General features: G+C 68.0%; 9 protein-coding genes. 4 read left to right on the forward strand and 5 right to left on the reverse strand.

Going from position 1 to position 12,472, the window contains the following annotated elements; translation table 11 throughout:
• Positions 1 to 60 precede the first annotated feature (60 nt).
• Both ACFQ9R_RS08275 and ACFQ9R_RS08280 read right to left on the reverse strand, forming a co-directional pair.
• A complete protein-coding gene (locus tag ACFQ9R_RS08275; protein WP_378989650.1) occupies positions 61 to 3,363 on the reverse strand; it encodes a protein kinase in 3,303 nt (1,100 codons plus the stop codon).
• Between the two features lie 147 nt (positions 3,364 to 3,510).
• On the reverse strand, positions 3,511 to 4,374 hold the full coding sequence (locus tag ACFQ9R_RS08280; RefSeq protein ID WP_378989651.1) for an SDR family oxidoreductase: 864 nt from the start codon (positions 4,372 to 4,374) through the stop codon (positions 3,511 to 3,513).
• A gap of 62 nt (positions 4,375 to 4,436) precedes the next feature.
• Between ACFQ9R_RS08280 and ACFQ9R_RS08285 the strand changes: the two genes are divergently transcribed.
• Positions 4,437 to 5,159, forward strand: coding sequence for a PaaX domain-containing protein, C- domain protein (locus tag ACFQ9R_RS08285; RefSeq protein WP_378989652.1), 723 nt, complete (start codon positions 4,437 to 4,439; stop codon positions 5,157 to 5,159).
• A 119-nt stretch (positions 5,160 to 5,278) separates the two neighbouring features.
• Here the strand turns inward: ACFQ9R_RS08285 and ACFQ9R_RS08290 are convergent, their stop codons facing one another.
• Positions 5,279 to 6,559: a helix-turn-helix domain-containing protein gene (locus tag ACFQ9R_RS08290; RefSeq protein ID WP_378989653.1), complete on the reverse strand. Its 1,281-nt coding sequence runs from the start codon at positions 6,557 to 6,559 to the stop codon at positions 5,279 to 5,281.
• Between the two features lie 161 nt (positions 6,560 to 6,720).
• On the opposite strand from ACFQ9R_RS08290, the gene ACFQ9R_RS08295 reads away from it, so the two are divergent.
• The 3 genes from ACFQ9R_RS08295 (at position 6,721) to ACFQ9R_RS08305 (ending at position 11,518) form a co-directional block, all read left to right on the forward strand.
• Positions 6,721 to 8,160: a class I adenylate-forming enzyme family protein gene (locus ACFQ9R_RS08295; RefSeq protein WP_378989654.1), complete on the forward strand. Its 1,440-nt coding sequence runs from the start codon at positions 6,721 to 6,723 to the stop codon at positions 8,158 to 8,160.
• A gap of 91 nt (positions 8,161 to 8,251) precedes the next feature.
• Positions 8,252 to 10,063: a DUF3556 domain-containing protein gene (locus ACFQ9R_RS08300; RefSeq protein WP_378989655.1), complete on the forward strand. Its 1,812-nt coding sequence runs from the start codon at positions 8,252 to 8,254 to the stop codon at positions 10,061 to 10,063.
• A 42-nt stretch (positions 10,064 to 10,105) separates the two neighbouring features.
• Positions 10,106 to 11,518, forward strand: a complete 1,413-nt coding sequence (locus ACFQ9R_RS08305) for a phytoene desaturase family protein (protein ID WP_378989656.1) — start codon at positions 10,106 to 10,108, stop codon at positions 11,516 to 11,518.
• Positions 11,519 to 11,651: 133 nt separating this feature from the next.
• Here ACFQ9R_RS08305 and ACFQ9R_RS08310 read toward each other — a convergent pair whose 3' ends face one another.
• Both ACFQ9R_RS08310 and ACFQ9R_RS08315 read right to left on the reverse strand, forming a co-directional pair.
• The gene (locus ACFQ9R_RS08310; RefSeq protein WP_378989657.1) at positions 11,652 to 11,969 is read right to left on the reverse strand and encodes a glyoxalase; all 318 of its coding nucleotides are present in this window, start codon (positions 11,967 to 11,969) and stop codon (positions 11,652 to 11,654) included.
• A 141-nt stretch (positions 11,970 to 12,110) separates the two neighbouring features.
• The gene (locus ACFQ9R_RS08315; RefSeq protein WP_378989658.1) at positions 12,111 to 12,428 is read right to left on the reverse strand and encodes a nucleotidyltransferase domain-containing protein; all 318 of its coding nucleotides are present in this window, start codon (positions 12,426 to 12,428) and stop codon (positions 12,111 to 12,113) included.
• Positions 12,429 to 12,472: the final 44 nt, after the last annotated feature.

Here is a 12,472-nt window from a genome sequence, read left to right on the forward strand (position 1 = left end):
TTACCGAGTCGATTTGTCGCGCAAAGAAATCGATCCTGAACTGGGCAGCAGGGCAAAACTCTAGGTCGCCATCGCGTCGGCTGGCAGGCGGACCAGGCCGAGGTGATCGCATCGGCGGATCAGCGGTGTGAGGATGCGATCGGCATCGCTCGCGCGGTCGGCCCGGCGCAGGGCGCTGCCGAGCAGGAACCCGGCACGCAGCGCGGCCAGCGGCCTGCGCTGCACATCTATCCCGGCGACCAAGTTCTCGGCGCGCTCGATCGCCGACCGGGGCCGACCCGTCGCCAGCAACACTCGGATCGCGGAGTCCTCATCGAATTCATCGATGGTAGTGGCGGTTCCGTTGTCACGCCGGATCGTGCGCGCGCTCGTCAGCGCCGCCGCCACGGTGGGATCGAGTTCGACGCCGAGACGCACCCGCTCGTTGCGGACCCGGGCGGCCAGGCGCGGCAGATCCAAGAGTTCGGCGTGGGACATGCCCTCGTCGAGGAGTTCCAGCGCGCCGTCCCGGTCGCCGCGCAGGGCTCGTACCCGCGCACCGGTCGCGTAGGTGGCGAGCATGATGTCCACTCCGCCGCCGCCTTCGGCGGACAGTTCCCTGCTCTGCTCCAGTAGATCCGCCGCGATATCGAAGTCACCGGTCTCATAACGTAATTCGCCCAGCAAAGCGCACGCGAGGCGAGTCGCGTGGGCGGCGGCGCCCATGGTCGTGCGTGCGGTGTCGAGCGCGGTCGTGAACAGGTCGTCGGCGCCGATGATGTCGAGCTGTTCGCGGGCGGCCACACCCGCGAAACAGCGCCCGTACACCGACAGGAACGGGCCGGTCGCCTCGTGATACGGCGCTGCCCAGAGCTGCCACCGGCGCGCCTCGGCGAAGTCGAAGCGCTGGATCGCCGCGAAGCTGGCGATATTGGCCGCCACTCCGGGGATCCTCGGGGAGAAGTCGTCGGGCCGGGCCAGCGCGTCACCGATCAGACCGTCGAGCTCGGATACGCGGTCACCGAACATCTCCCGGACGCTGATCGCCACGTCCGCTTCCGCGCGCAGATCGGTGCGCTCGGGCTCGGCGGGTGGGGCCGCGGCCAGCGCGGTCTCGAAGCGGGCGAGGGAGGACGCGGTGGCCGCGGGTCTGCGCAGCACCAGGTTGACCCAGACGCCGAACAGCTGGATACGGGGCCTCGCCCGGCACACCCTGGCGGGTAGTTTTGCCAGAATGCCCTGCAGCATCACCATTTTCGACAGCTCCAGCAGGTAACCCGCGCCCTGTTCGACGAGATCGGCCGCGCGTTCGGGGTTCTGCGCGGCCAGCGCTTGGTCGACCGCGTCGTTGAGCAGGTGATGGTGCGCGAACCAGTCGGCGGCTCGCAGCCGCAGACCCGCGATCTCGCCCGGGCGGTCCTGGGCGAGCCTGCGGCACAGATAACCAGCGAACAACTGGTGGTAGCGGTACCAGTGGTGGTCGGGGCCGGTGGGCAGCAGGAACAAACCGCGGTCGGCGAGATCGGCGAGGAGGTCGGCGGCGTCGGTGCGGCCGGTCAGGGCGGTGGCCAGTCCGCCGCAGATCCGCTCGCAGATCGAGGTCGTCATGAGGAATTCGAGGGTGTCCGGATCCAGTGCGCCGAGTACGTTCTCGGCCAGGAACGCCCCGATGTCGGGGTGCGCGGCGAGGCTGTCGAGCAAGTGCGCCGGGTCCTCACCCGCGCGCAGCGACAGCACCGTCAGCTGTAGTGCCGCGACCCAGCCGTCGGTGGCGCCTGCCAGCGCGGCCACCTCGTCGGCGGGCAAGTGCACACCGCCGGCTTCGGCGAGGAACGCGTGTACTTCGTCGGGAGTGAAACGTAGTGTCGTGGCGTCGATTTCGGCGAGCTCACCGTGGATGCGCAACCTGCTCAACGGCAGGTCGAGCCGCTCGGTGCTCGTGACGACGAGGGGCAGATGGTGACACCCGTGCTCGAGCAGGAACCGGACCGCGTCCACCGAGGCGGGGGCGGTGACCCGTTGCCAGTCGTCGAGTATCAGCGTCACCCGCCGGTCGTCGGCGTGCAGACCGTCGACGAGTGCGGTCAGCACGGCGCGGGTCGGATCGTCGGGGTTGGCTTCCAACAGCCGGTCGAGATCGTCGGCGAGCACGGGGACGGCGGGCCGGATCGCCTCGGCGAGGTGGGTGAGGAACCAGGAGACATTGTCGTCGTCCTCGTCGACGGTCAGCCACGCGACTGCGGCGCCGTGCTCGACCAGCTCGTCGTGCCATTGGGCGGCCACCGTGGTCTTGCCGAATCCGCTGGGCGCGTGGATGGCGGTGAGCCGGGTGCGTTCGGTGGTGCGCAAGTGCTCGAGCAGGCGCTTTCTGGCCAGAGTCGCCCGCGCCGGAGTCGGCGGGCGATACTTCGTGGCGGGTGTGGGAGGCGCGGTGGTGCGGTCGCGGGCCCGGGCCGCCGGTGCGATCGGCACCGCGACGGGGCGCTGAGTATCCGGGACCCGGAGGACATCGACGGGGCTGCCGGTACTGCGCTGGGCCGCAACCAGTTCCGCGCCGAAGGCGGCGGCGCTGTCGGGCCGGTCGGCGGGGTCGGTCGCCATCGCGTGCTCGATGGCGGCTCTGACCTCGTCGGGCACATCCTGGCCGGTGAGATCGGGACCGGGCTGCGCGGAGACTCGCAGGAACTGTGACAACACCTGCTCTCCGACGCGCCGCTCGTAGGCGACATGTCCGGTGAGTGCGCAGAACAGCGTGGCGCCCAGGCCGTACACGTCGGCGGCGGCGGTGGCTTGCGCGCCGCGCAGGACCTCCGGCGCGGCGAAAGCGGGGGAGCCGGTGACGATTCCGGTCGTCGTGTGGAACCCGCCCTGGATCCGGGCGATCCCGAAGTCGGTGAGTTCGGGTTCGTCGTAGTCGCTGAGCAGGATGTTGGACGGTTTCACGTCACGATGCAGGATGCCGGCCCGGTGCGCGGTCTCGAGGGCGCCCGCCATCTTCACGCCCAACCGCAATGTCGCTGCCCAGTCCAGCGGGCCGACAGTGTGGATACGTTGTTCCAACGAACCACGCGCGTGATAGGGCATCACCAGGTAGGGGTGCCCGCCGTGGGTGGTGCCCGCCTGGAAGACCGCGACGATGTAGGGATGACCGGACAGCCTGCCCATCGCCTGCTGTTCGCGCACGAAGCGCTGCAATCCGTCGGGGTCGAGTTCGGCGGTCAGTACTTTCACCGCGACCACGCGGTCCAGATCGGGCTGGACGCAGCGGTAGACCACACCGAAACCGCCGCGTCCGATCTCCTGGGCGTCCTCGAAGCCCTCGGCGGTCAGTTCCGCCGCGATCCCGGTGGCCGAGCTGCGCTGCGTCGGCAAGTTTTCGGCCATTCAGGCTCGATTCGGTGCGACCTCGTGGCGGTGCGCTGGTGCGCCGCCCTCTACCGAGGATAGCCCCGGAACCCATGGTGTTCGACGACGTCAGGCGCGTTTCCGGTGTCGGCGAAACCCCCGGTGTTCGCGCTGCGGGCGGGTGGCTCAGGCCCGCTTGTGCGGCGGGTCGACGAAGATGTCGTATTCCAGCCCGTCGGCGCCTCCGTAGGGCGAGAGATCGGTGACGCCTTCGGCACGGAGCACGTCGATGTCGAGGAAGGTATTTCCGGTGACCGATCGTGCGTCCTTGCGCAGGAGCGCCACCGCGGCGTCGGCCATGATTTGCGGGGTACGGGCTTTGGCGATCGCGTCGTCGCCGCCGAGGAGGTTCTGCACCGCGGCGGTGGCGATCAGGGTCTCGGGCCACAGGCAGTTGCCTGCGATGCCGTGTTCGGCGTATTCGGCTGCCCAGCCCAGCGTCAGGAGCGACATCCCGTACTTGGCGAGCATGTACGCGGGGTAGGCGCCGAGCCATTCGGGTGCGAGATTCAGCGGCGGCGACAGGCTGAGGATGTGGGCGTTGTCGCTGCGGCGCAGGTGCGGCAGGCAGGCGCTCGAGAGCAGGTAGGTGCCGCGCAGCTGGATCTGCTGCATCAGGTCGAACCGCTTGATCGGCAGTTCCTCGGTGGGGGCGAGGGCGATCGCCGAGGCGTTGTTCACGCAGTAGTCGATGCCGCCGAAGCGCTCGACCGCGCGGGCTACCGCGTCGGCGACCGAGGTTTCGTCGCGCACATCGCCCACCACCGCGAGCGCCTGTCCGCCGGCGGCTTCGATCTCGGCGGCGGCGGTGTGGACGGTGCCCGGCAGTCGGGGGTCGGGCGTATCGGTCTTGGCGAGCAGCACGATGTTGGCGCCTTCGCGGGCGGCGGCGACGGCGATCGCCAGCCCGATGCCGCGGCTGCCGCCCGACATGATCATGGTGCGCCCGGTCAGCGGGAACGGGGAGGTCGTGGATGTGGTCGTGGTCATACCGTGCGACGTTACAGTTTTCTGACAGTCGCGGCAATAGTGAAATATGTAGACTCGGTCTCGTGAAATCCGCTGCTACCGGCTTCGACGCACGGGTCCGTCCGGTGTCGGCCCGTTCGGCGGTGATCCGGATTCTGATAGCGGCCGAGTCGCCGACGACCACCTCGAGTGAAATCTGCGCTGCCACCACCGCCGTCGGCTATCCGGAGACAACGGTGCGTGTCGCGGTGTCGCGGATGGTGGCCGCGGGCGAGCTGATCCGCGAACAGCGCGCCTACACGCTCGATCCCGCCTTGCGCGCACGCCGGACCGAACTCACCGCCCCGCCCGTTCGGCCCTGGGACGGCGACTGGGAGCAAGTCGTCATCACCGCCGCCGGACGGCCGTCGGCCGAGCGTGCGGCCTTGCGCGCCAGGCTGCTCTCGCTTCGCCTGGCAGAACTTCGCGAGGGAGTCTGGCTGCGGCCGGCCAACCTCGTCCGCGAGCTGCCCGCGGATCTGGCCACCACCACGCTCCATTTCCGACTCCGGCCGGTCGAGAACGCTGCCGACCTCACCGCCGAACTGTGGTCGCTGGCCGATTGGTCGGCGCGGGGGCGCGCCCTGCTCGATGACATCGAAAACCCTGACCCGGCAGCAAGATTCGCGGTGGTATGCGCCGCGCTCGACCTGCTCACCACCGACCCCGCCCTTCCTGCGGCGCTGCAACCCGACGACTGGCCGGTCGACGATCTCCGGGCACAGACCTCGGCCTACCTCGCCTGGATCAGGCAACTCGACCTGTAAGCCGTCCCGGCGCCGCAGGTCAGGAGAGGGCGACTGCGCGGGCGCCGTTCTCGCCGGCGCAGTAGTCGACGGCCTTGGCGAGGTCGCCGAAATCGAAGGTCTCGGTGACCAACCGGTCGTCAGGTCGCGTCGTCCACGGTGGTCTCGGCCGACCTGCGACGGCTTCGCCGGGGCTCGCGGGGAGCCTCGGGGATCCCCAGTTGCGCGCAGGTCAGCAGGGCCACTTCGATGTCGAGCCTGCGCTCGCCGAGCGGATGTCCGAGCAGCTCTTCGGCTTTGCGCACCCGGTAGTGGACGGTGTTCTTGTGGACGTGCAGCCGCGCGGCGGCGTCGGTGTAGCTGCCACGGGCGTCGAGGAACGCGCGGACGGTCTCGCGTAACCGCGCTGCTGTCTCGTCCGTGCCCAGCAGTGCGCCGAGCACACGCTCGGCCCACACCCGCATCTCGGGCACCCGGTCGGCGAACAGGGCGGTCAACGCCACGTCGGAATGGACGGTGAGTCCGTGCTCTCGCCTGGTCAGGGCGACGGCGCGGGCTTGTTGCGCGTCGCGGAAGGTCTGGCGGAATCCTTCGAGGCCGGTAGCCGGATCGCCCAGGGTGATCGACAGATTCGGATGGGCCCGCAGATCGTGGGCGAGTTGTTCGGTGTCGAGCACGGGTCGGGCCACCGAGGAGATCCACACCCACCGGTTGTGATCGTCGACCTCGACGGTCATCGGCGTCTTGCCGGTCGCGGCAGCCAGCAGGGCGGTGCCCGCGCGCAGCGACGCGCGGGGATCGCGGGTTCCCGGTGGTGTCCACAGCGTCGCGAACTGGTGCCAGCCACGCAGGGAGGCCGACAGCATCTGTTCGGCCGAGCCCACGTCCAGATCATCGGCGTCGACGACGGCGCGCACCTGTGCGGCGCGGGCAGCGTCGGTGCGCGCGTCCCAGCGGCGGCGCTCGCTCTCGTAGATATCGATCAGGCCCTCGATCACCTGGTCGATATAGCTGTTGACCAGGTAGGCGATGCGGGCCGCGGTGGCCATCGCCACGTCGGTGGGCGGGTTCAGTTCGGCCAGCAGCGTCATCGTCCACTGGACGAACATGTTCTCGCCGAGCCGGTAGGCGCGCAGCAGTGCCTCCAGCGACAGATCGTGCTGGGCGAAGCGGCGGGCGTATTCGGCGGCGGCGGGCGGCACGGTGATGTCGTCGAGGCCGATGGCCAGCGTGAGTATGTCCAAGATCGCGGACAGGTTGGACTCCGTGCTGGCCACCATCAGTCTGCGCACTTCGTCGTCGTGCCGGAATTCGGGGATGACCTCGGTGAACATCGTGGTCATCCTCGGTGACAGGTGGTCCAGGTCGGCTTTGATCCGGCCCGCCACCGCACGCACCAGTGGATCGTTGTCGTGGGCCATGGCCGCAGACAGTACCCCCGACGCTCACCTGTGTGGCGCTGTTTGTGCCCGTGGCACAACACGTCGGCGCAACGCTGGGCTGCGGGCCCGTAGTCGGCGCCTGATTCGCGTCCTACCGTGAGTGATGTAACTCAGATCACATTCGCCACCGGTGAGGAATCATGCGACACATCGCCGAATTGCCCGAGGTCAGAGCCGCTGCCGACCCGCACGGACCCTGCATCGCCGACGACACCGTCACACTGTCCAATGCGCAGTTCCATGCTCGGGTCGATGCCGCTGCGTCGGTCCTGCATCGTGAGGGCGTGCGGTCCGACGACGTCGTCGCGGTGGTGCTGCCCAACCGAGTAGACCTCGTGGTGGCCCTGTTCGCGGCCTGGCGACTCGGTGCGGCCGTCACTCCGGTGAATCCGGGGCTCACCGACGACGACATCCGGTACCAGGTCGAAGACTCCGGCGCCGCCGTTGTCATCGGCGAATCCGGCAGGCCCGCAATCACTCTCGACATCGCGGAATTGGCCGAGCACGCCGGTCCCGTCGCCGCCGCGTCCTCTGACGATCTCGCCCTGATCATCTACACCAGCGGCACCACGGGCAGGCCCAAGGGTGTGCTGCTCGGTCACGAGAACCTCGCCGCCATGTGCGCGATGATCATCGACTCGCTCGGCCTGAACGAGACCGACCACAGCCTGCTGATCCTGCCGCTGTTCCACGTCAACGGCATCGTGGTCAGCGTGCTGTCGCCACTGCTGGCGGGCGGACGCACCACCATCGCCGGAAAGTTCTCCGCCTCAGGCTTTTTCGACACGGTCGAGCGGGTCCGGCCCACCTATTTCTCGGCGGTGCCCGCCATCTACGCGATGCTGGTGGCCCAGCCCGACGGTCCTCGTCCCGACACTTCCTCGTTGCGCTTGGCGATCTGCGGTGCCGCGCCGATGCCCGCCGAGCTCATCGCCCGGTTCGAGCAGCGCTTCGGTGTGCCGATCGTCGAGGGTTACGGTCTGTCCGAGGGGACCTGTGCGTCGACTCTCAATCCCGTAGCGGGCCAACGGAAGCCGGGGACTGTCGGTATCCCGTTGCCCGGTCAGACCGTAGCGATCATGGATGTCGGCGGCGCGTTGTCGGCGCCCGGCGAACCCGGCGAAGTCGTCATTCGCGGAGCGAACGTGATGCGCGGCTACCTCGGCAGGCCGACGGAGACGGCGAAAACCGTCGTGGACGGCTGGCTGCACACCGGCGACGTCGGCTACTTCGACGCCGACGGCTATCTGGTTCTGGTCGACCGGATCAAGGACATGATCATCCGGGCGGGCGAGAACCTGTACCCCAAGGAAATCGAGAACGCGCTCTACCGTCATCCCGCTGTTCACGAAGCCGCGGTAGTCGGTGTGCCCGACGCCGTGCTGGGCGAGGTGCCGGTCGCCCACGTGGTGCCCGCGCCGCAGGCCACGGTCACCGTCGAAGAGCTGATCGAACACTGCCGCGTGGAACTCGCGGCGTTCAAGGTTCCCGCCGCGATCGTGTTGACCGCGGAGATGCCACGCAATCCGGTCGGCAAGATCGACAAGAAGCAGCTGCGGCTCTCGGCCGCGCGCACCTGAGCGGTTGTGCACCGCAATCCACTTCGAACGAAAGACAGCCCTTTCGGTCGCGGTCACTCGCGTCCGGAAGCCGGAAGAAAGGGATCGAGCCATGGGATTCAAGACGGGAGACTTCCCGCCGGTGGACACCGAGACATTCTTGGATCTGCCACTGCGCGAACGTATACGGACGCTGGCGCTGCACTGGGCGGAATACGGATTCGGTACGCCGAAGATGATCCACACCGTGTATCTCGCGAAAGTGCTCGTGCTCTACATCATCGGCGGCATCGCGATCGCGACGGCGACGTCGGGCACCGGGCCGTTCTGGGATGTGGCGCAGTGGTGGAACCAGCCGGTGGTCTACCAGAAGCTGGTCCTGTGGACGGTGCTGCTCGAAGCCCTCGGCGTCGCGGGCTCCTGGGGACCGTTGGCGGGCAAGTTCAAGCCGATGACCGGCGGCATCCTGTACTTCGCGCGACGGGGAAGTATCCGATTGCGGCCCTGGTATCGGGTGCCGTTCACCAACGGTGACTCGCGCACCGCCCTCGACGTGGTCCTGTATCTGGGCTTTCTCGCGTCGCTGGTGATCGCCCTGGTCGCACCGGGCCGGACCACCGCCGCACTGCTGGAAGCGCTGCCGGACAACACCTCCGGTCTGGTCCGGCCCGTGCTGCTGATCGCGCCGATCCTGCTCTACATCCTGTGCGGGCTGCGCGACAAGACGATCTTCCTGGCGGCTCGCGGCGAGCAGTATCTGCCCGCGCTGCTGTTCTTCGCGGTGTTGCCGTTCACCGACATGATCATCGCGGCCAAGCTGCTGATCGTGATCGTGTGGGTCGGCGCGGGAGTTTCGAAGTTCGGCAAGCACTTCACCAATGTGGTGCCCCCGATGGTGTCCAACAGCCCGTCGATGCCGTTCCGGTCGATCAAACGCGCCCACTACCGCGACTTTCCGCGCGATATCCGCCCGTCGCGGGTGGCGGCGTTCATGGCTCATGTCGGTGGTACCGCCGTGGAGGTGCTCACCCCGATCGTGTTGCTGTTCTCGACGAACCACTGGCTCACGTTGGCCGGGGTCGCGATGATGGTCATCTTCCACCTGTTCATCACGTCCACCTTCCCGCTGGCCGTGCCGCTGGAGTGGAACATCCTGTTCGCCTACCTCACCGTGTTCCTGTTCCTCGGGTTCCCGAACTCGGACGGGTACGGGGTATTCGACATGTCGTCGCCGTGGCTGACGGTGGCGATCGCGGCGGGGCTCGCCTTCTTCCCTGTGCTGGGCAACCTGCGCCCCGACCTGGTGTCGTTCCTGCCGTCCATGCGTCAGTACGCCGGCAACTGGGCCTCGGCGCTGTGGGCCTTCGCACCGGGCGCCGAGGCGAAGCTCAACACCATCGCGCACCGCCCCGCCGACAACCAGGTCGACCAGCTGCTGGCCATGGGCTACCCGCCCGCGGTCGCCGAGATCACCATGCAGCAGACCATCGCCTGGCGTTCCATGCACAGTCAGGGCCGCGGCCTGTTCTCCCTGCTGTACAAGCACCTTCCCGACGTCGATCGCTGGACCGTGCGCGAAGCCGAGTTCGCCTGCAACTCGCTGATCGGCTTCAACTTCGGCGACGGCCACCTGCACAACCTCGACCTGATCGACGCGGTGCAGGCACGGGTCGGCTTCGCTCCGGGAGAATGGATCGTGGTGTGGGTGGAGTCGCAGCCGGTACACAAGAGCACGCAGCAATACATGGTGGTCGACGCGGCGCTGGGCGTCATCGAACGCGGAACATGGGAGGTGGCCGACGCGGTCGAGGCGTTGCCGTGGCTGCCGGACGGTCCCATCGCGCATACCGTGACCTGGCGGCGTGAAGACGTCACCGGCGCGGTCACCGCACCGCGGCAGGGTGTGGTGGCTCCGGCCGAATAGCCGAGCACCGGACGATATCTCGACCAAGAGAAAGGCACGTCGATGACAACGGCGACAGTGGTCGGCAGCGGCCCCAACGGGCTGGCAGCGGCGATCACCCTGGCCCGCGCGGGCGTGGAGGTGACGGTTCTCGAAGCGGCCGACACGATCGGCGGCGGCACCCGCTCGAGCGAGGCGATCCTGCCCGGTCTGCTGCACGACCACTGCTCGGCCATCCACCCGATGGCCGTGGGCTCGCCGTTCCTGCGGCGCATCGACCTGGAACGGTACGGATTGCGGTGGGCGTGGTCGGAACTCGACTGCGTCCACCCCCTCGACGACGGCACCGCCGGTGTGCTGCACCGCTCGGTCACCGAGACCGCCACGGGCCTCGGCGCCGATGAACGGCTGTGGCGCACGCTGTTCGAACGCCCGGTCGCCGGCTACGACATATTCGATGCCGACATCATGCGCCCGCTGCTGCGCATTCCTCGCCATCCGATCCGACTGGCGCGCTTCGGCATTCCGGCGACCGCACCCGCCACACTGCTCGCGCGAGCTTTCCGCACCGAAGCGGGACGGGCCTTGTTCGGCGGCGTCGCCGCACACGCCTTCCAACCCCTCGAACGCCCGTTGAGCGCCAGCGTCGGGCTCGGCATCCTGACGGCGGGACACCGATACGGCTGGGCGGTCGCGGTCGGCGGATCCCAGCGGATCGCCGACAGCATGGTCGCGGTACTGGCCGACCACGGCGGAAAGGTCGAGACCGGCGTCCGCGTGCGCTCGGTCGCCGACCTGCCGCCATCCGACATCACCATGTGGGACCTCGCCCCGACCGCGCTCGCGGAGATCCTCGCCGACCGACTCCCCACTCGAATTGCACGCGCCTACAACCGGTTCCGCTACGGCCCCGGCGCTTTCAAGGTCGACTTCGCCGTCGACGGCGGCATCCCGTGGACCACCGAGGCCGCCCGTCGTGCGGGCACAGTGCACCTGGGCGGCTCCTTCGCCGAGATCGCCGCGGGCGAACGTGACATCCACGTCGGCCGAATGCCCCAGCGCCCCTTCGTCCTGGTCGGCCAGCAATACCTCGCCGACCCTCAGCGATCCGCAGGATCGGTTCACCCAGTCTGGACCTACGCCCACGTCCCCAACGGCTACACCGGCGACGCCACCGCAGCGATCATCGCCCAGATCGAACGCTTCGCACCCGGCTTCCGAGACCGCGTAGTCGGCCTGACCACCCGCACCACCACAGAATTCGCCGACTACAACCCCAACTACGTCGGCGGCAACATCATGACCGGCGCCAAGAACATCCCGCAGCTGGTCTTCGGCCCCCGAAAAACCCTGCAGCCCTACGACACCGGCCTCCCAGGCCACTACCTGTGCTCGGCGGCGACCCCGCCCGGCCCCGGCGCGCACGGCATGTGCGGTGCCAACGCCGCCGAACGAGCACTGCGACGGCTGAGGTAACCAATATTCGAGGACCGACAATGGTGGCTGACCCATCACATATGCCACCACCAGCGGTGCCCGAACGTCCGCTCATGGCGATGAGCGCGAGGTTTGCAGGGGTGCTCGGAGAGTATGCCTGAGCAGCAACCGGTTAGCCGCCCAGAAACTTGAGACGGTTGCCCACCGGGTCGGTTGTGTGGAATCGGCGGCGGCCGGGAATCTCGGCGGGATCAGCCCAGTGGACTTCGTGTCCAGCCGCCGTGACCGCGGACGCGAGCGCGTCCACGTCAACGATGAAGGCGGGATGAGCTTTGCGCGCAGGATGGAAGGGTTCCTCGACGCCCACGTGCAATTCCCCATCCGGGCCGCCCACTCCCGGAACCGTGAACCAGCAGCCGCCTCGGGCAGCGAGCAACGGAGGTTTGGGGAGTTCGGCCCAGCCGAGGACACCGGTGTAGAACGACCGCATGCGACCTTCGGCGCCTGGCGGACAAGCGACTTGTACGTGGTGAATCACGGATCCCCTCCTGACATCTCTTGCAGGACAAGCGTACTGCTTGCCGTCATCCAGCGCCTGGAGGAACATCCGAACCGCCACGTCAGAACGCACTCAATGCCGATCATGTAGGGGGACGACCGACTGTGTACCCGTCGTACCCGTCGTGCTCGGCTTCCGGACGGCGTGCTCCTTGGAGCGAAAATGCTCCAGTGAGTCTTCAGTCTGTACGAACAGCTCCACCGGCCACTCACCGAAATGTATCGATGAACGGTAGGACGCCGATGAACCATGCATCAATACGGTGATATCCAGATCAGAAGTCGCCGTGGCCATTCCGAGAGCCACGCTGCCACCTAGCCACGCTGCCCGAGCCTGCGGAAAGTTTCGCCGGACCAGCAGCCGTGCTACTTCAACCCCGTCGATCGCCACCGGGCAAGTCTGTCATCGTGTCGGCTCTGCGACTATTCCCCGCG

The sequence above is a fragment of the Nocardia sp. NPDC056541 genome (assembly GCF_042794235.1).
In the GTDB taxonomy this organism is placed as follows: Bacteria; Actinomycetota; Actinomycetes; order Mycobacteriales; family Mycobacteriaceae; genus Nocardia.